The organism is Pseudomonas sessilinigenes, from assembly GCF_003850565.1.
Classification (GTDB): Bacteria; Pseudomonadota; Gammaproteobacteria; order Pseudomonadales; family Pseudomonadaceae; genus Aquipseudomonas; species Aquipseudomonas sessilinigenes.
Genome location: NZ_CP027706.1, coordinates 4,802,539 through 4,826,303, shown reverse-complemented (window position 1 = coordinate 4,826,303; position 23,765 = coordinate 4,802,539). Strand labels below are relative to the sequence as shown.

The 23,765-nt window shown below is 62.0% G+C and carries 20 protein-coding genes, 1 pseudogene and 1 riboswitch; of the genes and pseudogenes, 9 read left to right on the top strand and 12 right to left on the bottom strand.

Annotated elements, in window-relative coordinates; all coding sequences use genetic code 11:
• Positions 1-11 precede the first annotated feature (11 nt).
• On the bottom strand, positions 12-641 hold the full coding sequence (locus tag C4K39_RS22455) for an alpha/beta hydrolase (protein ID WP_068578807.1): 630 nt from the start codon (positions 639-641) through the stop codon (positions 12-14).
• A 144-nt stretch (positions 642-785) separates the two neighbouring features.
• On the opposite strand from C4K39_RS22455, the gene C4K39_RS22450 reads away from it, so the two are divergent.
• Positions 786-1,220, top strand: a complete 435-nt coding sequence (locus C4K39_RS22450) for a Z-ring associated ZapG family protein (RefSeq protein WP_011063336.1) — start codon at positions 786-788, stop codon at positions 1,218-1,220.
• An 81-nt stretch (positions 1,221-1,301) separates the two neighbouring features.
• On the opposite strand, the gene C4K39_RS22445 is transcribed toward C4K39_RS22450, so the two are convergent.
• The 4 genes from C4K39_RS22445 to C4K39_RS22430 all read right to left on the bottom strand — a co-directional run bounded on the left by C4K39_RS22445 (position 1,302) and on the right by C4K39_RS22430 (position 3,766).
• Positions 1,302-2,063 (bottom strand): YiaD family glycine zipper/OmpA-like lipoprotein, encoded by a 762-nt coding sequence (locus C4K39_RS22445; protein WP_068578805.1) that lies wholly within the window; start codon positions 2,061-2,063, stop codon positions 1,302-1,304.
• A 110-nt stretch (positions 2,064-2,173) separates the two neighbouring features.
• Positions 2,174-2,818, bottom strand: coding sequence for an MBL fold metallo-hydrolase (locus C4K39_RS22440; protein ID WP_068578803.1), 645 nt, complete (start codon positions 2,816-2,818; stop codon positions 2,174-2,176).
• Between the two features lie 56 nt (positions 2,819-2,874).
• Complete coding sequence (locus C4K39_RS22435; protein WP_068578802.1) at positions 2,875-3,375, bottom strand: methylated-DNA--[protein]-cysteine S-methyltransferase; 501 nt, start codon at positions 3,373-3,375, stop codon at positions 2,875-2,877.
• A 142-nt stretch (positions 3,376-3,517) separates the two neighbouring features.
• A complete protein-coding gene (locus tag C4K39_RS22430; protein ID WP_068578800.1) occupies positions 3,518-3,766 on the bottom strand; it encodes a hypothetical protein in 249 nt (82 codons plus the stop codon).
• 300 nt (positions 3,767-4,066) lie between these two features.
• On the opposite strand from C4K39_RS22430, the gene C4K39_RS22420 reads away from it, so the two are divergent.
• The 3 genes from C4K39_RS22420 (at position 4,067) to C4K39_RS22410 (ending at position 7,213) form a co-directional block, all read left to right on the top strand.
• On the top strand, positions 4,067-4,741 hold the full coding sequence (locus C4K39_RS22420) for a response regulator transcription factor (protein ID WP_068578796.1): 675 nt from the start codon (positions 4,067-4,069) through the stop codon (positions 4,739-4,741).
• A complete protein-coding gene (locus C4K39_RS22415; protein WP_068578794.1) occupies positions 4,734-6,074 on the top strand; it encodes a sensor histidine kinase in 1,341 nt (446 codons plus the stop codon). The genes C4K39_RS22420 and C4K39_RS22415 overlap by 8 nt, the downstream gene beginning before the upstream one ends.
• A 236-nt stretch (positions 6,075-6,310) precedes the next feature.
• On the top strand, positions 6,311-7,213 hold the full coding sequence (locus C4K39_RS22410; protein WP_068578792.1) for a LysR family transcriptional regulator: 903 nt from the start codon (positions 6,311-6,313) through the stop codon (positions 7,211-7,213).
• A 13-nt stretch (positions 7,214-7,226) separates the two neighbouring features.
• On the opposite strand, the gene C4K39_RS22405 is transcribed toward C4K39_RS22410, so the two are convergent.
• The 5 genes from C4K39_RS22405 to C4K39_RS22385 form a co-directional block, all read right to left on the bottom strand.
• Positions 7,227-9,962: a winged helix-turn-helix domain-containing protein gene (locus tag C4K39_RS22405; protein WP_124347446.1), complete on the bottom strand. Its 2,736-nt coding sequence runs from the start codon at positions 9,960-9,962 to the stop codon at positions 7,227-7,229.
• Between the two features lie 309 nt (positions 9,963-10,271).
• Positions 10,272-11,636 carry a DUF1329 domain-containing protein gene (locus C4K39_RS22400; protein ID WP_068578788.1) on the bottom strand — a complete coding sequence of 455 codons (1,365 nt, stop codon included), beginning with the start codon at positions 11,634-11,636 and terminating at the stop codon, positions 10,272-10,274.
• 30 nt (positions 11,637-11,666) lie between these two features.
• Positions 11,667-13,550 carry a DUF1302 domain-containing protein gene (locus C4K39_RS22395; RefSeq protein ID WP_124347445.1) on the bottom strand — a complete coding sequence of 628 codons (1,884 nt, stop codon included), beginning with the start codon at positions 13,548-13,550 and terminating at the stop codon, positions 11,667-11,669.
• A 334-nt stretch (positions 13,551-13,884) separates the two neighbouring features.
• Positions 13,885-15,567: a fatty acid--CoA ligase gene (locus C4K39_RS22390; protein ID WP_124347444.1), complete on the bottom strand. Its 1,683-nt coding sequence runs from the start codon at positions 15,565-15,567 to the stop codon at positions 13,885-13,887.
• Positions 15,568-15,713: 146 nt separating this feature from the next.
• Complete coding sequence (locus tag C4K39_RS22385; RefSeq protein WP_068578782.1) at positions 15,714-16,898, bottom strand: MFS transporter; 1,185 nt, start codon at positions 16,896-16,898, stop codon at positions 15,714-15,716.
• Positions 16,899-16,984: 86 nt separating this feature from the next.
• Here C4K39_RS22385 and C4K39_RS22380 point away from each other — a divergent pair, with 86 nt between their 5' ends.
• Positions 16,985-17,758 carry an AraC family transcriptional regulator gene (locus C4K39_RS22380; protein WP_068578780.1) on the top strand — a complete coding sequence of 258 codons (774 nt, stop codon included), beginning with the start codon at positions 16,985-16,987 and terminating at the stop codon, positions 17,756-17,758.
• On the opposite strand, the gene C4K39_RS22375 is transcribed toward C4K39_RS22380, so the two are convergent.
• Positions 17,742-18,371, bottom strand: a complete 630-nt coding sequence (locus C4K39_RS22375) for a LysE family translocator (protein ID WP_124347443.1) — start codon at positions 18,369-18,371, stop codon at positions 17,742-17,744. The two genes, C4K39_RS22380 and C4K39_RS22375, sit on opposite strands and share 17 nt — an antisense overlap.
• Before the next feature lie 82 nt (positions 18,372-18,453).
• On the opposite strand from C4K39_RS22375, the gene C4K39_RS22370 reads away from it, so the two are divergent.
• The 3 genes from C4K39_RS22370 (at position 18,454) to C4K39_RS22360 (ending at position 21,299) form a co-directional block, all read left to right on the top strand.
• Positions 18,454-19,419 carry a 2-hydroxyacid dehydrogenase gene (locus tag C4K39_RS22370; protein ID WP_068578776.1) on the top strand — a complete coding sequence of 322 codons (966 nt, stop codon included), beginning with the start codon at positions 18,454-18,456 and terminating at the stop codon, positions 19,417-19,419.
• A 33-nt stretch (positions 19,420-19,452) separates the two neighbouring features.
• Positions 19,453-20,451, top strand: coding sequence for a methyltransferase (locus tag C4K39_RS22365; protein WP_068578774.1), 999 nt, complete (start codon positions 19,453-19,455; stop codon positions 20,449-20,451).
• A 51-nt stretch (positions 20,452-20,502) separates the two neighbouring features.
• Positions 20,503-20,626, top strand: a riboswitch (yybP-ykoY riboswitch).
• An 88-nt stretch (positions 20,627-20,714) separates the two neighbouring features.
• Positions 20,715-21,299, top strand: a complete 585-nt coding sequence (locus C4K39_RS22360) for a TMEM165/GDT1 family protein (protein WP_068578773.1) — start codon at positions 20,715-20,717, stop codon at positions 21,297-21,299.
• An 80-nt stretch (positions 21,300-21,379) separates the two neighbouring features.
• Here the strand turns inward: C4K39_RS22360 and C4K39_RS22355 are convergent, their stop codons facing one another.
• Positions 21,380-22,198, bottom strand: coding sequence for a M48 family metallopeptidase (locus C4K39_RS22355; RefSeq protein ID WP_124347442.1), 819 nt, complete (start codon positions 22,196-22,198; stop codon positions 21,380-21,382).
• A gap of 210 nt (positions 22,199-22,408) precedes the next feature.
• Between C4K39_RS22355 and C4K39_RS32300 the strand changes: the two are divergent.
• Positions 22,409-23,758, top strand: a pseudogene (locus C4K39_RS32300) (methyl-accepting chemotaxis protein); the annotation flags it as partial.
• Positions 23,759-23,765 lie beyond the last annotated feature (7 nt).

Genomic DNA, 23,765 nt, shown 5'->3' with positions numbered 1-23,765 from the left:
TCAGACTGCTATCAATTCGTGAGTCGCGGCAGCACCAGATCCTTCAGATCGGTGAGCTTGCCGTGAAAGAAGTGTCCGCATTCTGCCACTTTCAGCAGCTCATGGGGACGAACAAGCGCACCAGACCAGTCATAGACAGCCTGTGGATCGATGACCTCATCGGTTTCCGGCTGGATCAAGGTCAGTGGACAGTCCTGCGCCAGGGTGTCGGTATCGCGCAAGCGGGTCACCGCTGCGGCCACCATGAACAGGTGCTTGAGTTGCACGCCCTGGGCTTCGAGGCGCCCACCAAGGCTTGCCGCGACGAAGCCGCCAAAGGAAAACCCCAGCAGCGTCAATGGCAACTGCGGGTGCTTGGCCCGCAGCCAATGGGCCGCCGCCTCGGCATCGTCGACTTCGCCCGTGCCCATGTCGTGGCTGCCCTCGCTGGCACCGACGCCACGGTAGTTGAAGCGCAGGGTGATCAGCCCGGCATCTCGTGCAGTGCGCTGCAAAGTGGACACCACCTTGTTGAGCATGGTGCCGCCCTGTACCGGGTTCGGGTGGCAGATCAGCGCCACGCCGCGAGCGTCGGGCACCTCCAGATACAAGGCTTCCAGTTGGCCTACAGGGCCGGCAATCACTACAGGGGTTTCACGCATTAGCAAGGAAGGAACTCCGTGACCTCGAAGGGGGTCGACTCGTCTAGCAAATGGTCTGTGCCAATCTATTGCGAGTGAATCGCGGTATACAGCGCAGGTTCGAGCCGTTAACGTAAAGCAAAGCCGTTTATAGAGGAAGGACTCGTGGAACACTCGCTCTTAGTTTGGTTGTTGCCGACTCTTGCCCTGGTCGCGGGTGTCGCCATTGGATTCCTGGTCGCTCGCCTGCTGCCCAACGCCGCGCCTAACCGCACGCAGCGTCAGCTGGACGATATCCAGGAACGTTTCGACAATTACCAGAATGAAGTGGTGACTCACTTCAACAGCACCGCCACCCTGGTGAAGAAGCTCACCCAGAGCTACCAGGAAGTACAGGATCATCTGGCCGAGGGTGCCAATCGCCTGGCCCTGGACGAACTGACCCGCCAGCGCCTGCTGGCCGCCCTGCACTCCGAATCGGTACAGGCACCACGTGAACGCCTGACGCCACCACGGGATCAGGAGCCACCACGGGACTATGCGCCAAAGACCCCTAACGCCCCCGGCATGCTCGACGAGCAATATGGCCTGAAGAAATAACCAGCTTCTGCCTGCCAACAAAAAGCCCGCCCGATTTTCATCGGGCGGGCTTTTTTGTACCCCCGGCTCAAGCCGGTTCGATCAGTAACCCTGCTGGTAGGGCTGTTGATACTGCTGCTGGGGAGGCTGCTGGTACTGCTGGGTTGGCTGTTGATATTGCTGGCCGGGGATCGCCTTGAGGTTGACCTCTACCCGACGGTTCTGGGCCCGGCCATTGACGTCGGCGTTGCTGGCGATCGGATTGTCCGGGCCAGCACCGCGCGAGGACAGGTTGGCACTGCTCACACCCTGGGAAGTCAGGTAAGTGGCCACACTTTGCGCACGACGCTGGGACAGGTCCATGTTGTGCTGGCGGCTGCCGGTGCTGTCGGTATAACCGACGATCTCGATCTGGTTCTGGTTGAACTCGCGCAGGGAGTTGGCCAGGTTGTTCAGCGGTTGATAGAAGCTTGGCGCGATATTCGCCGAGTCGGTGGCGAAGGTGATATTGCCGGGCATGATCAACTTGATCTGGTCACCCTGGCGCTGCACTTCGACCCCGGTATTGGCCATGCTGGCGCGCAGCTTCTTCTCTTGCTGGTCGGCGTAGTAGCCATAACCGGCAGCGGAGGCACCCACCACGGCAGCACCGATCAGCGCGCCCTTGCCACGGTTGTTGTGGTCGATTGCAGCACCGGCCAGCGCACCGGCCAAGGCACCCAGGCCACCATATTTCGCAGTTTTGCTCATGCCCGACGAACCGCCGTCAGCCTGCCCCTGGTTGTCATAGGGGTTAGGCGAAGCGCAGCCGGATAACAAGGCCACAGCAGTAGCGACAACAATCAAACGACGCGAGGTGAACATGGAAAGCTCCTACATATGCATTCTGTAATGCAGAGGACGTTGGCAACGGACCTTTGCCGGCTTTGGAACACACAGAACAGCAAAAATTCCGTGGGAGGCCGAGCAAAAAATCAGGCTCTCACGAACGGGTTCTGGCGCATTTCATCACCCAGCCGAGTGTCCGGACCGTGCCCGGCGACCACTGTGGCGTCTTCGTCGAGGGTATACAGACGCTGCTTGATCGAGCGCACCAGGGTGGCCTGGTCGCCGCCCCACAGATCCGTGCGCCCGACCCCGCGCTTGAACAGCGTATCGCCGGCAATAAGAAGCTTAGCCTCGGAAAACCAAAAGCTCATGGAACCTGGGGTATGTCCCGGGGTATGCAGGGCCACGCCACAACCGCAGGCCAGCTCCTCGTCATCGCCCAGCCAGCGATCCGGAGCAGGAACCGGGGTATAAGGCACGCCGAACATGCTGCACTGCATCTCCAGGTTGTCCCAGAGGAACTGGTCATCCTTGTGCAAATGCAAGGTCGCGCCGGTCTTTTCCTTCATCTGCCCAGAGGCCAGGAAGTGATCCAGGTGGGCATGGGTGTGGATGATGCTCACCACCTTCAGGCCCAAGGCGTCGAGGCGCGCCATGATCAGGTCCGGGTTGCCACCCGGATCGACGACGATGGCTTTCCCGGTCAGAGGGTCGCCGATGATGGTGCAGTTGCACTGCAACGGGCCGACGGGGAAGGTTTCGCGAATAAGGCTGGGTTTGGCGGCGTCCATGGGAATGTTCCAGAAAAACGAAAGAACATTCTGGCACAGCTGCCGCCATGGCTCACTTAGAACGCCAGCGGCATGGTCTCCCCGCCTTCCAATGCCAGGAGGAACTGCTTGGCCTCGAGCCCTCCGGCAAACCCGGTGAGGCTGCCCGAAGCACCTATCACCCGATGACAAGGCGTGACGATCGAGATCGGATTCCGACCGTTAGCCGCCCCCACTGCGCGTACGGCCTTAGGGCTGCCGATCTGCTGCGCAATCTGGCTGTAGCTGCGGGTTTCACCGAAGGGAATGGTCAGCAGGGCCTGCCAGACCTTGCACTGGAACTCGGTGCCGACGAAGTCCAGCTCCAGGTCGAAACGCTTGCGGGTACCAGCAAAGTACTGCGCCAACTGTTTCTGGGCCTCAAGCAACGCGGGATGATCGCCGGCCTCCTCGAGCGGCCCCAGGCGCACCCGGTTTTCCCGCTCCTGTTCCCAGAGGATCGCGGCAAGCTTCGCACCCCTGGCCACCAGGGTCAGCTGTCCCACCGGGGACGGGATGATCTTGAATACACAGGACATGTCAGCTCTCCTTCATTCCGCCAAGGGTATGGGGCACGGCTCCCATGGAGCTTGCCTTGTACGCCTTCACTGTAAATCGAGATTCAAGCGCCAGAACTACGTTTCTTGCGTTCGAATTCGACGGAGAACCCTTGCCCCCGAACTAATCATCCTCTTCGATCAGGTAGCAATTGTCACTGCTGCTACGCCGCCCGTGAGGGTCGACGATAAAAGCCCCGCGTCCCTGGCCGCACTCGAGCAAATGCACTGGGGACAACTCCCGCTGCTTATCGATCTGCGCATTGAAGCGCATGATGTAGGCCCCCAGGGACAGCGATACACACAGAATCAGTACCAGGCACAACACCAACTGGTCGGTGTAGTTGCCCTCATCAGAATGCACTGGCGACATAGTCCTGCCCTGCCCGTTCAGCGTTCTGCCCAATCAGGAACCAGCTAAGGGGTCCACCCTCGCCCAAGCGCACCAACGGCGCCCTGGAAGGCAGGACACAGGCCATCAGGCCCAGGAGAATCGAAACCAGCAAGATGCCTTTGATGACTGAAGACAGGTTCATGGCTGCGCCACGCTCTATGAAAGTAGGATTCCAGACTAGCGAGGGGTGGGTTAACGGCAGGTAAACATCGGCGGACACTCATCGGACTCCGCTATCCTTCGCTCCATCGAGCGACACAGGCCCTGAGGGATATTCCCGTGCACATCAACTTGCTGCTGGTCGAGGACAACCTTGACCTGGCCAATACCGTCATTGAGTACCTGGAGATCAGCGGCATCGTCTGCGATCACGCCAGCAATGGCCAGGCAGGCCTTAACCTGGCCCTGAGCCAACACTATGACGTCATCCTCCTGGATATCATGCTGCCGCGCCTGGACGGCCAGCAGCTTTGCGCCCAATTGCGCCAGCACGGCAGCCAGACGCCGATCCTGATGCTCACCTCCCTCGATGCCCTGCCGGACAAGCTCGCCAGCTTCGCCGCCGGTGCCGACGACTACCTGGTCAAGCCCTTCGAGCTGGCCGAGCTGGTGGCCAGGATCCGTGCCCTCAGCGTACGCCGCAGCGGCCAGGCCAGCCGCCTGCAAGTAGCCGACCTGGTAATGGAGCTGTCCACTCGCAAGGTCAGCCGGGCCGGGCAGGAACTGCACCTGTCACCCATCTGCTGGACCCTGCTGGAATGCCTGATGCGCGCCAGCCCCGAACCGGTCACTCGGGAACGCCTGGAGGCGACGATCTGGGGCGACGAGCCGCCGGACAGCAATACCCTCAAGGTCCATATGCACCGACTACGCAAGACCGTGGACAAGTGTTTCGACCAACCGCTGATCCATACCCTGCCCGGTATCGGCATACAGTTGAGGTCCCATGCCTAAGAGTCTGGCTTTGAAGTGGGTGATCAGCAGCAGCTTCCTGTTGCTGATCGCCATCGTGTTGCTGATCTACAGCCTGCTGCTGCCGGAATACAGCGTACGCGGCCTGCTCTACACCGCCAGTGCAATGATGGAGGAGGAAGCCCAGTACTTTTCCCGGCACTACGCGAAGAACCCGAACACACCACCACCGCACAACTATTTCTACACCAGCGTCATCGGCAAGGAGGCCTTGCCGGAGAAAATCCGCCACATGCTCGATACCCCGCCCAGCATGTCCTTCGGCGCGGTCCAGGTATTCGGCGACCTGGACTCCGAAGACGAGGATGAAGGCCGCGCCGTCCTGGCCCAGCCCCTGAGCGACGGCAAGACGCTGTACATGTACGACATCGATCATGACCAGGAAGAAGGTGGAGAGGTGGAAACCCCACGCTCCGATGCCTACCTCGACCATGAATTGCGTGGCGTCATCTTCATCAGCCTGGCCGTGTTCATTCCAGCCCTGATCATCATCGCCTTGCTGGTCTGGTGGCTGGTCAGGCCCCTGGGGCGGCTGGCCCAATGGTCCACCACCCTCAAAGACCCGGAGGCAGTATCCGGACAACGCCCGCACTTCGGTTTCAAGGAGTTCAACATGCTGGCCGACGCCCTGGCTCAAAGCGTGCAACAGGTGCAGGCCGCCAGCCTGCGCGAAGGTCGCCTGTTGCGCTACACCAGTCACGAACTGCGCACTCCGCTGGCGGTGCTCAAGGCCAACATCGAACTGCTGGCCCTGCAGTCCGGAGGTGTCCTGCCGCCGCCCCTGCAACGTATCGAGCGCTCGGTACTGAACATGCAGCGCATCGCCGAAACACTGCTGTGGATGAGCCGCGAACTGCCCGAGCCCTTGCCGGAAGAGGCCATCGACATGAGCGGCCTGGTCAACGATCTGATCGAAGAGCACCGCTACCTGATCGGCACCCGGGATATCGAGCTGATCCTCGACATCAGCAGCGAACCCTGCCGCCTGCCGTTCACCGCATGCCGCATCGTGGTCGGCAACTTCCTGCGCAATGCCCTGCAGTACGCCGATGACGGGGTCGTGGAGATCAATTTCGCTTATCCACAGCTGCGCCTGGTCAACCGGATTCGCGAAACCCAGCAAAGCGAGGCCTCCGCCGACTTCGGTTATGGCCTGGGCCTGGAACTGATGCGCCAGCTATCCGCCCGCCTGGGCTGGCATATCGAAGTCACAGTGGAAGAACAGTGCTACACCGTGACCCTGGCGTTCGAGAACACAGAGCCCCCACAAGAGCCGCAACCTGAGGCGGACAACCCAGCCGACCTGCCGTCATAGCCTGCGCCAGTAGCACCGAGCGAGGAAAAATGTACTGGCAAGCGATGAAAAAGCTGGTTCCGCCCTCCCCTGCAACCCTCTGCTTATAGGTATTGTGGGCGGACAAGAATCGCGCTCGGGGCATGCCGCTGCGTCGCGTGGTTGCGCTGATCGATGCGGTGCCCTTCGGTCCGGTGCAATCATGCCCGGATCATCACGATCCTTTCCCCGGGCCAAGGCAAAGAACGAGGTTCGCCGTGGCCACCTACAATCTGCGTCAACTCAAGTACTTCATCACCACCGTCGAATGCGGCAGTGTCGCCGAAGCATCACGCAAGCTGTACATCGCCCAACCTTCGATCTCCACCGCCATCAAGGGCCTGGAAGACAGCTTCGGCGTCCAGTTGCTGATCCGCCATCACGCGCTCGGCGTCTCCCTCACCCCCAGCGGCGCACGCTTCTACCGCAAGGCCCAGGAACTGTTGCGCATGGCCAAGGAGTTCGAACAGAACGCCCTGGCAGACAACGACGTGGTGTCCGGGCAGATCGATATCGGCTGCTTTGAAACCGTGGCGCCCCTGTACCTGCCGCAACTGATTGCCGGCTTCAGCGCGTTGTATCCCGGGGTGGAAATCCGCATTCGCGACGGTGAGCAACAAGAGCTGGTGCAAGGCCTGACCGGTGGCGCCTACGACCTGGTAATCCTGTATGAGCACGAGCTGGACGGCACCATCGAGACCGAGCCGCTGATGCCGCCCCAGCGCCCCTATGCCCTGCTGCCTGCCGATCACCGCTACGCCCAGCAAGCCCAGGTCTCGCTGCGGGACCTGTGCCTGGAGCCCATGATCCTGCTGGATGTACAACCCAGCCGCACCTATTTCGTCAGCCTGTTCGAAGAGCTGGGCCTGACACCCCAGATTGCCTTCAGCTCACCCTCCATCGAGATGGTGCGGGGCATGGTCGGGCAGGGATTCGGCTTTTCGATCCTGGTGACTCGCCCCCATTGCCAGTGCTCCTACGACGGCAAGCCGGTGGTATGCGTGGATATCGTCGAGGACGTGACCGGCTCCGGCCTGGTAGCGGCCTGGCTCAAGCGTGGGCAACTGACCAAACCGGCCCGCCTGTTCGCCGATTACTGCAAGCAGCACCTGGCCTCCTGAACGGCAAAAGCGCCTACCCCAGCAACCCCAATTCCTGGGCCCGGGCCACCGCCTGGGTCCGGCGCTCCACTCCCAGTTTGCTGTTGATGTGGCTGGCATGGGTTTTCACCGTGTGCAGCGAAATGAACAGGCGCTCGCTGATCTCCTGGTTGGAGCATCCCCGGGCAATCAGTTGCAGCACAGAGAGCTCCCGGGAACTCAGGCACTCACTGGGAGCCGCTGGCTCCGGCGAGTCACGGGGCGTCGAAGGCAAGCGCTCGAGCAAAGCCTGGGTCAGCGCAGTGCTGGCACACGACTCGAGCTGCTCGCGCGCCCAGGCAGGATAATCGAGCAGCAGCGCCTCGAAAGGCTGCAATACGCCCCCCACTGCCGCCTCCAGGGCCAGGGCAAAATCCCGGCGCGCCTCCGGCCCCTGCCCCGCCGCCAGCAGCCATGCGGTTTTCTGGGTCAGGGCCATGACGCACAGCAATTGCCGGCCACTGTGCCGACCATGCTCCACCAGACGTTCCAGGCGCTGAATGGCCCTGGCTCCCTGGCCCTTGATACCGTCCAGCCGGGCTTGCTGCAATTCGATATGCAGGGGTAATTGAGGATGGAACTCCGGCGGCGCCGCGGCCTGCTCGCCCGTGTAGGTCTGCCCCAAGCGAGCCAGCCAGGCCTCGGCAAGGTCAGTGCGCCCCTGGGCCAGCCACAACTCGCACTTCACCAGGGTAATCATCGCCAGGTAGTAGATCGGCGGTACATCCCAGATATGCATCAGGCGCTCGGCTTCGGCCAGCTCGGCAAAGGCCCGGGCGAACTCACCGCGCTGGCCCTCCTGCTTGGCGATCACGCAGTGCCCGATCAACACGCTGATATCACGACAAGCCCGGGCCTCCACCAGCCCGGCCTGCAGTCGGGCCTGGCCGGCTTCGGGCTGCAAGCGCAGGGTCAGCAGATAACCTTCATACAACGTCAGCCGTGCCCGCACCGCGTACAGCCGTTGGGCCGACAAACCCTGCAAACGGCATAAGCCTTGATGCACTTCCTCCTGGGCCCGCAATACCTCGCCGCGGGCCTGCAACACCCGCGCGCGATCGTAATGGGCCAAGGCTTCGAACAACGGATTGCCGACCCGCTGCGCCAGCTCCAGGGACTCGCGATTGAGGCTGCGGGCACGCCACAGGTCGGCATCGGTAATGGCCAGGCTGGACAGGGTGGACAGGCACATCAACCGTTGCCCGTAGCGCTTGTGAGGCAAGCTTTCCAGGGCCTCGCCGCAATAAGCCAGGGTCTGCTCCCGCTGGCCACGACCACGGGCGATGATCCCGCTCAAGGCCAGCCATTGCGCCAGCATCGACTTCTGTGCAGTGGCCGAAGGTGCCGGCAGGAAACGACTCAAGTGAGCCGCCAGTTCCTGTGCTGCATCCAACTGGCAGGCCAGGCCCAGGGCCCAGCTATAGAGCACGATCAGGCGCGGGGTGCTGACCAGCAGGCTGTCGGGCAGGTCCATTTTCCAGCGCAGCAGCATGCCGACGTTCTGCTCGGCCAGCAGTTGCTCCTCTGAAAGGTTCTGCACCAGATTGGCAGCCACATCCAGGTGCCCGGCACGCAGCGCCTGCTCCACCGCCTCGTCCAGCAGCCCCTGGGCGTTGAACCAGCGACAGGCTCGCAGGTGCAGGCTGGCAGCCGGTATCAGGGCATTGGCCGTCGGCCGGCTGCGCAAAAGATCGGAAAACAGATGGTGATAGCGATACCAGCGTCCATGTTCGTCCAGCGGTACCAGGAACACTTGGTGGGCCTGGAGGAAGCGCAGGATCTCGGCACTGTCATGGGCTTCGCGCAGGGCATCGCAAAGCTCGGCGCAAAAGCGTTCCTGCAGGGCCGTATCGTAGAGAAATGCCTGGACTTCGCCGGGCAGGCAGTCGATGACTTCTTCCAACAGATAGTCGCGAATGAGCCCCTCGCCACCATGCAACCCCTGGGGCAGGGCGCCCACGCCCCCCGCTTCGGACACCGCCAGCAGCCAGAAGCGCAAGCCCGCGACCCAGCCTTCGCTGCGCTGGATCAGGCTTTCCAGGGCTTCACCGCGCAATGCGTTACTGTGCCGATCCAGCAGGCTCAGGGATTCTTCATGGGTCAGGCGCAGGTCCTGTTCATGCAGCTCCAGCAATTGCCGCGACAGGCGCAGCCGCGCCAAGTGCCAGTCCGGGCGCTGGCGGCTGGTCACCAGCACCAGCAGGCCATCAGGTAGATGGTTGAGGAAAAACTGCAAGCAACGATCCAGGACCGGTCCCTGGGCCAGGTGATAGTCATCCAGCACCAAGACCAGCGGCGTGGCCGTGGACAACTGCTCGGCCAGTTCATCCAGCAGACCGTCCAGCCATTCTTCAAAGGCAAATGGCTGGTGACGCTGGCGCATTTTCAACAAGCCCAGGGACTGCCGGCCCAGTTGCGGAAAATACTGCTGCAAGCCGGCCAGCAGGCGCTCGAGAAAACGCCCGGGGTCGCTGTCCCGGCGGCTCAGCCCCAGCCACAGGCTCTGCCAGTGCTGCGGCAGGCCTTGGCAAAACTCCACCGCCAGCGAACTCTTGCCAAACCCGGCCGGGGCGCAAACCAATAACAACCGCCCCTTCAATCCGCTCTGCAAGCGCTCGCAAAGACGCGGTCGCTTGACGTACCCATCAGGCAACGGCGGTCGATAAAAACGCCCTTCCAGCGCAGGAATCACCGCATTGTCGGACCCTTGAAGGGAGAACAGATCAGTCATGGCCAACTCTTATTGGTGTACGGTTGTCGGCGTAGCAGATGCCCGCAGACTAGCGGTAAAAGGCCACCTGTTGAAGGTTTTTGCGACCATTTGCGCGAAAAAGACTATGACCAAATTGGTCAGATAAAACTGAATGATTGGATGATATTTCCTTTGCTTATTAGGAGCAGGAACCATTCAGTCCAAGAAAGATAGACACATTGGCGCTGATTTCTACATCAGGCGCCCTTGTCCGTCTGGCAGGCAAAAAAAAGCCCCGAACCAGCCGGGGCAATTTTCGAGGATGCGGCCTCTACTTGCTGCTACCGATCAGCGAACCCCATCCTGGCGCAGGGCCGCCGGAGTGAAGTCGCTGGTGGTGGCGGTGAAACCGAAGTCATACGCCTGTTTCTCTTCGTTCTTCATGCCCAGCGCCAGGTAGCGGCCGGACTGCAGGTCGTAGAGGGTTTCCAGGGCATACCAGGGAACCTGCTTGTCGTAGTACTCCTCGGCATGGGCCTCGGCTACGCGCCACAGCTGGCCACGACCGTCGTAATGATCGATCACGGCGGCCTGCCAGGTGTCTTCATCGATATAGAAGTCGCGCTTGGCGTAGATATGACGCTGGCCTTCCTTCAAGGTCGCGACCACGTGCCAGACCCGGCGCAGCTCGTAGCGAGCCAGGTCCTGGTTGATATGCCCGGCCTTGATGATGTCGGCGTACTTGAGGGCCGGCGAGTCGATCTTGTAGCTGTTGGAGGCAATGTACATCTCCTTCTTGCCTTCCAGCTTCCAGTCGTAGCGATCCGGGGCACCGTTGTACATGTCCAGGTTGTCGGAGGTCCGCAGGCCGTCGGCAGCGGTCCCCGGGCCGTCATAGGAGACTTGCGGGGCACGGCGCACACGGCGCTGGCCGGCGTTGTAGACCCACGCCGAACGCGGCTCCTTAACCTGGTCGAGGGTTTCGTGGACCAGCAACACACCACCGGCCAGGCGCGCCGGCGCGGTGACCTTCTGCTTGAAGTAGAACAGGATGTTGCCCGGGTTTTTCGGGTCGTAGTCCTTCATTTTGTCGCGGAACACGAACTGATCCTGGAAGTACACCAGGCTGTAGGAGCCATTGGCCTGGGGCGTGGCCTGGGTGACCAGGCGAGTCACGCTGCCGCCGCGATAACGGGTGATGTGGTTCCAGATCACCTCGACCCCGCTTTTCGGAATCGGGAACGGAATCGCGGTCTCGAAGTTCTCCAGGCCGTTGCCGCCGGAGACCAGGTTGGTCTTGGTGGCATTGCGCTTGATGGCGGCAAAGACATCGGCTGGAACGGTGGCGCCACGGTGGGAGGGATACACGGGCATCTTGTAGGTGTCCGGGTAGCGCTTGAACATCGCATATTGCCCGGGCGCCAGCTTGTCCTTGTACTGCTCGACGTTCTGCGCAGTGATGGTGAACTGCGGTTGCTCACTGCTATAGGGGTTGGACAGGAAACCCTTGCTGTCCACGGTGCCGGCGTTAGTGGCCAGCGGCTTCCAGGCCGGAATGGTGCCGGCGGCGTTGCCGGCCATCTCTGCGCCCATCGGTGTCAGGCTGGTGCCGAGCTTGGCGGCCTCATCGGCCGACACCGCAGCCATGACGCCAGTAGCCAGCAGCGACAGTCCCAACACACCGACGTGCAACAGACTCTTGGTGATTTTCATATTGTTGTTCTTCCTGAAAATGCAGTGTGCTTAAAAGTTCACGCCAACGCTCAAGGCGAGGAAGTCCCGGTCATCCACGGTGCTGAAGTCGCCACCAAAGAAGTTGGTATAGGCCAGGCTCGCGGTGTAGGTGTTCTGGTACTCGGCATCCAGCCCCAGGCTGATGGCCTTGCGGCCTTCCTCGAAGTTGCCGCCAGGGCCCGGCGAGTAGCCCTTGACGTCATGGGACCAGGCCACGTTGGGCTTGAGGTTCACACCGGCGAACACATCCGGGTATTCCCAGATGGCCCGGCCGCGGTAGCCCCAGGAGGTCGCCGTGGTAAAGCCATCGTTGTTGCAGTTGGTGTTCAGGCCGGCGGTACTGCTACCCAGGCCTGCCCCCTGAGCCGTGGAACTGTCGAGGGCCTCACATGCACCACCCGGCAACCGGCCCGGCCCGAAGACTGGATCACGGCCGTAACGCACATTCGATTTGCTCTCCAGGCCACCCACATAGGTAACACCGATTTCGCCCACCAGCGTCAGGCGGCTAGCGCCCATGACCTGATCGAGGAAGTGGGTGAAGGTCGTCTGGAACTGGGTGATTTCCTTGCGGCGATAGCCATGCAGGTCCTGGCCCGGAACCCCGTTCAACAACGAAGCGTTGCCCAGCACCGGGCCTCCGAGTGGGCGCACGCCGGCAAACAGGATATCGGTGGAGTTGAGTTGCACCGGAGCATTGGGGCGGTAGCTCAACTCGCCACTCCATGCTGTCCCCGTGGGCAGCGTGGTGGAGAAGCTCAAGCCGTACAGGCGAATATCTTCCGGATACTCCACGAAGTAGTTGGAGTTACCTGCCACGACGATCGGCGCCAGTTGTCGCAGGGCGGCCGGCAACGCGGGATTACGGAACTGGGCGTAGACCGAGCCTGGTGCCCCCTGGGCACTGAAGATCGGGGCTCGGCTGTGGTAGTTCATGAAGTAGGCGCCGAATTCGGTGTCCAGCGGCTCATAGTTGTAACGGAACGCCACGCCAAACTGACCGCTATCACGAGCATCCCGGTCCGCACCACGGCGTACCAGTACCCCCTCCTGGTTGATATCCACCTTGTTGGCATTCAGGAATGGGTTGGCCGCCGCCGGTACCGTCGAGCGCTTGTTCAGCACTCGCAGGTTGTTGTCGCAACCATCGGAAATGATGTCTGGCTGCGAGAAGAAGGTCCCGCAGTTGTCGGTCACCGTCTGGTCCCACTCCAACTGGTAGAAGGCCTCGGCCGACAGGTTCTCGGTCAGGTTCTGCGAGATGTAGAACATGTTGACCGGGATCAGGCCTTCCTTGATCTCGGCGCCTGGGCGGCGAAACGCCGACACATCGATCGGGTTGATCGAGTTGATGCCGCCGCCAATGAAGGTACTCTCGCCCCAGCTCACCACTTGCTTGCCGAAACGCACCGAACCTGGCTCATCGCCAATGGAATAGTTGTGATAGACGAAAGCATCGAGGATCTGCCCACCGGAGGACTTGGCGCCTTCCTTGCGGTTGTGATCGCTGATGTTCTTGAACTCAAGGTCTTCGTCCTTGAGCTTGAAGTCGTACCAGTACTTGCCACGAACGAACACACCGGTATCGCCATACTTCAGTTCCAGGTCATGGATACCCTTGAAGATCTTCGAGAAGGTCTGGCCCTTCTTGAAGTTCAGGTGGCCATCATCGGAGGTCTGGGAGAATCCCTTGCCACCGTTGTTGACCCCGATCAAGTCCTTGTTGGGGTTGGCGGTCGACCAACTGGCCCCCAGGGAAAGGGACGAATCGAAGCTGCCTTCGATTTCACCGATATTGAAACTGACGCCGAATGCAGGCCCGGCGAGCGTGGAGGCGAGACCGACGGCCAGGGGCAGTTTCGCCCGGCGCCAGAACTGGTTTGCTGATGTCATCGACGCTACTCCATGTGCATTATTGTTATGGCAATAAGTACTTCCGAGACCGCCTCGAATACCTCGTCGGCACACCGGCCAGGCTTCAAGGTTGCGTGATGACGACACCGCGCAATGCCCCGTCCCTCGAAAAGACTCTGGATGGACTATAGCCAGCAAGGGGTACTGCTTGATCCCTCTAAAGTGTGATTTGCAGCCTGACACCCGTGCTGGAGCCGACCTTGGCCATAACCATTGAAAAACGACCGGCAAGAATGACGGAAAAATCCACGAGTACAAGGCAAAGGCTTGCAGGATGGGGATGCCGTGCCCCCAAGGGCACGGCAGGAGAACATCAGAGTGTGGAGAGAAAAGCGCTGTTGGTGGCCTGCCATTCGCTGATGTTGACGCGAATGCGCTTCTTGTCGAGCTTGCCGACGCTGGTCTTGGGAATTTCAGTAACAAGGGCGATTTGAGAAGGAATGGCCCATTTGCTCAAGTGCCCCAGCTCGACGAAAGGCTTGAGGTGCTCCTTGAGCTCGCGGGCGCCGATCTCATAGCCTTCGCGAATCACCAGCAAGGCAAAGGGGCGCTCACCCCATTGCGGATCGGCGACCCCGACCACTGCTACTTCGCGTACCGCTGCATGACGACTGATGAGGTCTTCCAGGTCCAGGGAGGAAATCCACTCGCCACCGGTCTTGATCACATCCTTGATCCGATCGCGGATATCGATCACTCCCATGCCGTCCAGGGTCGCTACGTCGCCGGTATGCAGCCAGCCGCCCTCCCAGAGCTCGGCGCCCTTTTGCTGCTCGTTGAAATAGCCCTCGGTCAGCCAGGGTGCACGCAGCACCAGCTCGCCCTGGGATTCGCCGTCCGCCGGCAGGAAGTTGCCCTCGGCATCGACGATCGCCGCCTCGACCAGCGGCCCGGGCACCCCGGCCTTGATCCGGTAGGTAATGCGCTCGTCCTCGCTGCCAGCCATCAGCTCGTCATTGAGGTGCGCGCATGACACCAGCGGACCGGTCTCCGACATGCCATAGGCGGCAGTCAATTGCACGCCCTTGGCCTTGGCGGCCTCGTACAAGGCACGGTTCAGGGCACTGCCGCCAATGACGATCTTCCAGCCACCGAAGTCCGTACCCTGGGCCGCCTTGGCGTTGAGCACCATCTGCAGAATGGTCGGTACGCAGTGGGAGAAGGTGACCTTCTCCCGGCGCCACAGCTCCACCAGGTACTCTGGATCATAGCGCCCGGGATAGACCTGCTTGAGACCCAGCATGGTGGCCACGTAGGGCAGGCCCCAGGCATGCACGTGGAACATCGGGGTGATGGGCATGTACACATCGTTGGTGCCCAGCAGGCGCACGCTGTCGATGGCGCCCATGATGGTCGACACGCCCATGGTGTGCAGCACCAGTTGGCGGTGGGTGAAGTACACGCCCTTGGGATTGCCGGTGGTGCCGGTGGTGTAGAAGGTGGTGGCCACCGAGTTCTCGTCGAAGTCCTCGAATGTGTAGTGCGTACTGGCCGCAGCCAACAGGCTCTCGTATTCGCCCACCAGGTTCGGCAGATCGGCGCTCTTCTGCTCGCCATCGGTGAGCAGCAGGGTCTTCTCCACCGTGGTCAACTGCCCGGCGATGGCCTGGTACAACCCGACGAACTCGCTGTTGACCAGCACGAAGCGGTCCTCGGCGTGGTTCATGGTGTAGAGGATCTGCTCCGGCGACAGGCGCACGTTGATGGTATGGATCACCGCGCCAATCATCGGGATGGCGAACATGCACTCCAAGTAACGATGACTGTCCCAGTCCATCACCGCCACGGTATCGCCGGCCTTGACTCCGGCGGCGGTCAATACATTGGCCAGGCGGGCCACGCGCTCGATCAGGGTGGGGTAGGTGTAGCGCAACTGGTCGCGATAGATGATCTCGCGGGTTTTCTCGTAACGGCTGCCGGACATCAGCAACCGCTTGATCAAGAGCGGATATTGGTAAGCGCCTTCGGCGGGTGGGATAACACGAGTCTGCAACATAACAATCCCTTTTCTGACGGCTCGGTCGTAGCTGGAGAATACCCACTCTAGAGTGCCCGCGCGCCAGCTAAATCAGCCAAAGGGATGATTTGCAGAGCCGTACAAATACTAGCGCCAGGCCAGTATCGCAACGGCTCCGCATCGACTCAGGCCTGTTGACCCAAGGCGGCCTCCGCCGGCGTCCGGGGAAAGGCCAGGGCCGCGACGAACGTCAGCGCGGCAACACCGGCCAGGATCAGGTACAACCCGCCAAGCCCCTGGCGCGGCTCCACCAGGGCGATCAACGGAATCGCCGTGGCACTGGCGCCGAACGACAAGCAATAGCGCAGGGCGAAGACCCTGGCCTGCCACTGTGGCGCAACAAAGTTGGCCACCATGGCGTCATTGACCGTGACCTGGCCGAACACCACGAACATGAACGCCGCCCCCAGCGCGATCACCGCCCAGCCATCGGCGTGAGCCAACCCAAGCAGCAACGGAGCCTGGAACAGGGTCATGACAATGAACGGCCATTTCAGGCTGAAGCGATGCAACAACCGGCCCATGGTCAATTGCGCCACCGCGCCGAAGGCATAGGCCAGGCTGACCACCACGCCCAGGGTCTGCGCAGACGTGAAGACATCTTGCAGGCGCTCCTGGAACAGTTTCGGGTACGTCATGGTGGTGGCGTTGAACACCACGCCGCCGGTGGCGGTGGCCAGGGCCAGGACAGCGAATACCAGGAACATCGAGATCTGCTGTCCACCCTGCCCTTTCATCGCCCCATGAGGACGCGCGGGGATAGGCTCCTCGCGCACCTGCAAGGCAAAGCCAATGCCCAGCACGATGGCCACGACACCCGGCAGGATAAATGCCGAACGCCAGCCGAAGTGAGCCACCAGGAAACCGGTGAGCAAGGCCGAGAAGGCCACGCCCAGGTTGCCCCACATGCCATTGATGCCGATTTCCTGCCCGCGGTTGCGGGCATAGGCCACCAGCATCGCCGTTCCCACCGGATGATAAATGGCCGCGAATACCCCCATCAGGGTCAAGCCAATCACCAGCATGGTCGGGCTGTCACTCAGCCCGGTGAGGATCGAGGCCCCTCCAATGCCAAAGAAAAACAGCAGCATCATCCGTCGTCGGCTCCAGTGGTCCCCCAACCAACCAGCCGGCAGCGAACAGGCGCCAAAGGCGATGAAACCACCCAGGGACAAGCCGATCAGCGCGGCGTAGTCCATGGCGAAGGCCTGGGTCATGCCCAGTACCGCCGCCGGGAAGATCAGCATGAACATATGGTCGATGACATGGGCGGCATTGACGTAGCGGATGACATTTCGGGCTTGGTTCATGGCGGCACGCTGCAGGTAGTGAAGGTGACGCCTATGCTAGGTTGGCGACAAACAGCATTCTGGACAATAAAGTCATCGGAGCAGACATGTTAATCAGCCACTTCCAGCAGGGCCCGGTCAGCGCCTACTCCCGTGACTATGCCGACGCCGCGCACCAGCCATTGCACTGCCATGACGAGGCCCAGTTCCTCTACGCCGCTTGCGGCACCATGCGCCTGGTGACCGCCCATGGCGCCTGGGTCATCCCGCCGACCCGCGCGGTGTGGATTCCGCCCTTGGTGGAGCATGAGATTTTCATGGCCGGGGAGGTGCGCATGCGGACCCTGTTCATCGCCGCCGAGCGTTGTCCCGCCTCCTTGCAGCAATGCTGCGTGCTGGCGGTCACACCCTTGTTGCGAGAACTGATCCTGCGGGCGGTACAGGGCCCGCAGCAGGCGCAAAATCCGCTGATCCAGCAACTGATGCTCGAGGAAATCGCCAGCCTGGAGAACCTCCCGCTACACGTCCCGATGCCCCAGGACCGGCGCCTGCAAGCCATCTGCCTGGCCCTGCTGCGCACCCCCGACCATTCCTACACCCTGGAAGATTGGGCGCAGCAGGTGGGCGCCAGCTCACGGACCCTGGCGCGGCTGTTCCAGCAGCAGGTACAGATGAATTTCAATGCCTGGCGCCAACAGTTGCGCCTGATGGAAGCCCTGCCACGCCTGCTCGCCGGGGAAAGCGTGCACAGCGTGGCCGACTCACTGGGATATGGCAGTACCCGGGCCTTCAGCGCCATGTTCCAGCGCTTGCTCGGGGATACGCCACGGCACTACGTGGCGTCCCTGAACCAGCTCAGTGCCCTCAATGCATCTCGGTGAAGGCCAGCTTGACGCCGATGGCGATCAGCACCGCGCCCATGGTGCGGTCGAACCAGTGGCCCATGCGGGCAAAACCGGCACGGACCCGCTGCTGGCTGAACAGCATGGCCACCAGGCAGAACCACAGGGCCGTGGCAGCCGCCAGGTAGACCCCATAGCCGGCCTGGATCGCCAGTGGTGTATGAGGGTTGATCACCACGGTGAACAGCGAGAGGAAAAACAGCGTCGCCTTGGGATTCAGGCCATTGGTGACGAAGCCTGAGGTGAAGGCCCCACGGGCCGTGCGCACGCCGGTTTCCTTGTGCAGGTCATCCGCCGCCGGCTTGGCTGGCTGGGCACGCAGGGCCTTGTAGCCGATGTACAGCAGGTAGGCGGCGGCCAGCCATTTCAAGGCGTTGAACAGCACGATGGACTGGGAAACGATCAGGCCGATCCCCAGCAACGAATACCCCACATGCAGGAAGATCGCCGAACCCACTCCCAGGGCGGTCCAGGTACCGGCGCGGCGGCCATGGGTCACGCTCTCACGCACCACCACGGCAAAGTCCGGGCCGGGGCTGGCCACCGCCAGCAGGTGGATGAGGGCAACGGTCAAGAACTCGGTGAGGTACATGCAGGCTCCTGTTATGTCTAATTATTTCATCTGTTAGGCTCGCAGATTACGCCTTGGTTTCCTCGTACGAAAGGTACAGTTCATGACCGACAATCGCCGCGCCGTATTTCTCGATCACCGCTCGCTGGACCTGGGCGACCTGGACCTGGGAGCGCTGCACGACAGTTTCAGCCCCCTGCAATTGCATGCCTACACGCTCCCGGAGCAGGTAGCCGAGCGCTTGCAGGGCGCCCAGGTCGCCATCAGCAACAAGGTCGCCCTCACTGCCCAGACCCTCGCCGCCTGCCCTGACCTGCGGTTGATCCTGGTGACGGCGACAGGCACCAACAATGTCGACCTGGAGGCGGCACGGCGCCAAGGCATCACCGTCAGCAATTGCCAGGGCTATGGCACGCCATCGGTGGCCCAGCACACCCTGATGCTGCTGCTCAACCTGGCGACCCGAGTCGCCGACTATCAACAGGCCGTGGCCGCCGGGCGCTGGCAGCAAGCCAAGCAGTTCTGCCTGCTGGACTTCCCGATCATGGAACTGGCGGGCAAGACCCTGGGCCTGCTGGGCCACGGCGAATTGGGTGGCGCCGTAGCTCGCCTGGCCGAGGCCTTCGGCATGCGGGTGGTCCTGGGACAGATTCCGGGACGCCCGGCCCGCGCCGACCGCCTGCCCCTGGATGAACTGCTGCCCCAGGTGGATGCCCTGACCCTGCACTGCCCGCTGAACGAACACACCCGCCACTTCATCGGCGCCCGGGAACTGGCCCTGCTCAAGCCCGGGGCCCTGGTGGTCAACACCGCCCGAGGCGGGCTGATCGATGAACAGGCCCTGGCCGACGCACTGCGCAGCGGTCACCTGGGAGGAGCCGCTACGGACGTCCTGAGCGTCGAGCCACCGGTCAACGGCAACCCCTTGCTGGAAGCCGATATCCCACGCCTGATCGTCACGCCCCACAATGCCTGGGGCAGCCGCGAGGCACGCCAGCGCATCGTCGGCCAAGTACTGGAAAATGCCCGGGCCTTCTTCAACGGTGAACCGCTGCGGGTCGTGAATTGATAAACTGCGCCACTTTTTGCCCAGGTGCGGACGATGGACATACGCAGTGAAATACTCCTACGCCAGACTGAGTTGTTCCAGGGCTCACTGTTGCTGGCCGGCCTGAGTGCCGATGATCTGCTCGGCCGCCTACCCGCAGCCCGGGGCTGGTGCTGGCATGCCGGTGACCAGGCCGCGCTGCAGGCGCGCTTCCCGGGACGCAGCCACTTCGGCGTGACCGCGCCAGACGACGCGTTCGACAGCGCGGTGCTGTTCCTGCCCAAGTCCAAGGACCTGGCCCAATACCTGCTCAATGCCCTGGCTTCGCGCCTGGCCGGGCGCGAGCTGTACCTGGTTGGGGAAAAACGCAGCGGTGTGGAAAGCGTCGCCAAACAGCTCGCGGCCTTCGGCAAGCCACGCAAGCTCGACAGCGCCCGGCATTGCCAGTTGTGGCAAGTCACGGTCAGCAACGCCCCCGAACCCGTGGCGCTGGAAAGCCTGGCCCAGGAATACCAACTGCCACTGGCCGAGGGCCCGTTGACAGTCATCAGCCTGCCCGGGGTGTTCAGCCACGGGCGCCTGGATCGGGGCACTGCCCTGCTGTTGGAGCACCTGGACCATCTGCCCCCAGGGCACCTGCTGGACTTCGGCTGCGGCGCTGGCGTACTGGGAGCCACGGTCAAGCGCCGCTACCCGGACAACCAGGTGACCCTGCTGGACGTGGACGCCTTCGCCGCCGCCAGCAGTCGCCTGACCCTGGCTGCCAATGGCCTGGAGGCCGAAGTCCTGACCGGTGACGGCATCGATGCTGCCCCCGGGGAGCTGGACGGCATCCTGACCAATCCGCCGTTCCATACCGGGGTCCATACCGACTACCAGGCCACGGAAAATCTGCTGCGAAAAGCCAGGCAACATCTTAGAAAAGGTGGCGAACTTCGAGTAGTTGCCAACAGCTTCCTGCGCTACCAACCACTGATCGAGGAGCATCTGGGACCTTGCGCGATCAAGGCCGAAGGCGATGGTTTCCGCATTTACCGGGCCAAACGCGGCTGAGCGTTTTTTTCGCACACAAGGCTTGCCGAAAGGATTTTGCCTAGGCAGAATCCGCTCCGTCCTAGGGGAGTAGTCTCCCACGAGCGCCACGCTCGTCCGGCATGCGTCAACATACTTGGTCCGAAGACCATGGCGCATGCGACCCAAGAGTCCGCACAGACGGACCGCAGGGTTTGACAAGACCTATGACACGCACACCTTACCCGGGGCGGGAAGGCTGTACGTGTCATAGCCGTGTCGACCCGCCCCTTAGGAAAGCCCTGATGCTGGATTCTCTGCTCGTTCCCACCGCAATCGTTGCCTTGGCCGAAATCGGCGACAAGACGCAACTGCTCGCCTTGATTCTCGCTGCACGCTTTCGCAAACCCTGGCCGATCATCGCCGGCATTGTCGCCGCGACCCTGGCCAACCATGCGGCTGCCGGGGCGGTAGGCGCCTGGTTCGGCAGTTTCTTCTCGGACACGACCCTGCACTGGATTCTTGCGGCCAGCTTCGCTGCCACTGCGCTGTGGACACTGGTGCCGGACAAGATGGACGACGATGAAGCCACTACGGCACGCAAGTTCGGCCCGTTCCTCACCACCCTGATCGCCTTCTTCCTGGCCGAGATCGGCGACAAGACCCAAGTCGCCACGGTCATGCTGGCTGCGCAGTATCCAGAGTTGTGGCTGGTGATCATCGGCACCACCCTGGGCATGCTGATCGCCAACGTGCCGGTGGTACTGGCGGGTAACTTCGCCGCGGACAAACTGCCCCTGACCCTGATCCGTCGCCTGGCGGCGTCGGCGTTCTTCATCCTCGCCGCAGTGGCGGTGTACAAGGCCATGCAGAGCAGCGGCTGGGTATAAATGAAAGCGCCGGCCAGGCAACCCCTGCTTGCAGGAGCGGCCTTGCCGGCGCAGGCGTCATCCAGGATGACGCCGAGGGATCAGGACTTCTTGGCCTGCTGGTACAGCGGCATCACCTTGGGAATCGCCGCCTGCAACGAAGCGATACGGCTGGTGGACGCCGGGTGGGTGCTCATGAATTCCGGTGGCGCAGAACCGCCGGCGGCCTGGCCCATCTTGTTCCACAGGGTAATGGCCGCGTTCGGGTTGTAGCCGGCGCGAGCTGCCAGCTCCAGGCCGATCAGGTCGGCTTCGTTTTCATTCTCGCGACTGTTAGGCAGGGTCATCAGCAGGTTGACGCCGTTGTCACCCAGGGCAACTGCCTGCTGGGAAACCCCGAACAGGGTAGCGATCTGCTTGCCGGCACCCAGCGCGTACTGCTTGGACATCGCCTCGCGACCATGCTCACGCAGGGCGTGGGCGATTTCATGCCCCATCACCGCGGCGATTTCATCGTCGGTCAGCTTCAGCTTCTCGATCAGGCCGGAATAGAAAATGATCTTGCCGCCAGGACCGCAGTTGGCGTTGAGTTCGTCGCTCTTGATCAGGTTGACTTCCCACTTCCACTGCGCGCAATCCGGACGGAAGTTCGGGGCCTGGGCAATCAGGCGGTTGGCGATGACCTGCAGGCGCTTGGCGTTGGCGCTGTTCTTGTCCAGCGCGCCCTGGTTGCTGGCCTCGCTCAGGGTCTCCTGGTACGACTGGGCGTACGACTGGTTGACCTCGGCACTGGACACCATGCTGAACATGGACTGCTTGCGATCCACGCCCACCACGCCGGCGTTGGTGGTGTTGACCGTTTCACAACCACTGAGCAGCACAGCGGCGCCCAGTGCACATACAACCAATGATTTCTTCATGAAAAACGCTCCCTGAAAACATGGCGCGTATCCTAAGGGCGCGTTTGTATCAGCGCCAGATGTAAAACACGCTTTTGGTCGCAATTGAGATACAGCCCGGCACTGCAGAAAAAAGTTCATGCAGGTCCAACGACACGGCAACGTCGAGCTGGCACCTTGCCATTAACGACACGATCAGCTCCCAAACCGTCATTTGTGCAATTGCCGCTAATGGCCAGCAGGGCTGCGGCCGATACAGCACGGCAGACCTCAATTCCTGCGCCCGGAGCCTCTATGAAGTTCAAGTCGATCCAGTTTTCGGTGGCCGCACTGGCCGGAGCCATCGTCCTCAGCGTGGTTGCAGCCCTGGTGCTGTATGCCCTGTTCTCCGGCGCCAGGACTCAGCAAATGGTGCAGGAAAGGACCCAGGCCCAGTTCGAACAAGTCATCGAACAACGCCTGAGTGGCCTGGCGCAGACCCAGGTCAGCCAGATCCAGCGGGAGCTGGAGGCGCCGCTGCTGATTGCCGGGGGCCTGGTGCGCGTTAACGCCCTGATGGGTAGCCGGGATGCCCAGGGCCAGGCGCAATTGAACCTGAGCCGCGAGCAGATGATTGCCCTGATCAAGGAAAACGTCGCCCAGAACCCGAAGATCCTCGGCGCCTATATAGGCTGGGAAGCCAACGCCATCGACCACAACGACGGGGCCTATGTCGGCACCAGCGTGGTCGGCATCGATGCCGCCACCGGTCGCTTCCTGCCCTGGTGGTTCCGCAACCAGGACTCCAGCCTGGGCCTGGACAAGCTGGCTGACGTCAACGATCGAACCGTACTGTCCACCGGGGTGCGGGCCAGCGAGTACTACCTGTGCTCCAAGGAAAGCCTGAAACCCTGCGTGATCGACCCTGCCCCCTACAAGGTCGGCGACAAGGTGGTGATGCTCGCCTCCTTCATCCAGCCCATCCTGCTCGACGGCAAGTTCCAGGGCATCGTCGGCGCCGACCTGTCAGTGAACTTCATCCAGGACATGCTGGTGGCCGCCAACCAGAAGCTCTACAACGGCGCTGGCGAAATGGCCCTGATCGGCGGCAACACCCGCCTGGTGGCCTACACCAAGGACCCAAGCAAGTTCGGCGAAAAAGTCAGCGATGTGCTCACCAGCGACACGGTCACCAAGCTCTCCAGCCTCAAGCGTGGCGAGGTGACCTACAGCGTCGACCAGGCCAACGGCCATATCGCCCTGTACCTGCCCTTCGGCATCGGCCAGACCGATGCGCACTGGACCCTGATGCTGCAACTGCCCCTGGCTGCGGTGATGGCTGACCTGGACAAGCTGCAGGCCGATCTGGCCGAACAGCGCAAGGCAGACACCTTCGGCATGGCGATGGTCGGACTGGTGATCGCCGGGCTCGGCCTGGTGGTGATCTGGTTGGTGGGCCATGGCATTGCCCGACCACTGCGGCAGATGGTGGCGATGCTCGATGACATTGCCCAGGGCGAAGGCGACCTGACTCGCCGACTGAGCAGCGACCGCGCCGATGAACTGGGCTCCATCGCCAAGGGCTTCAACACCTTCCTGGCCAAGCTGC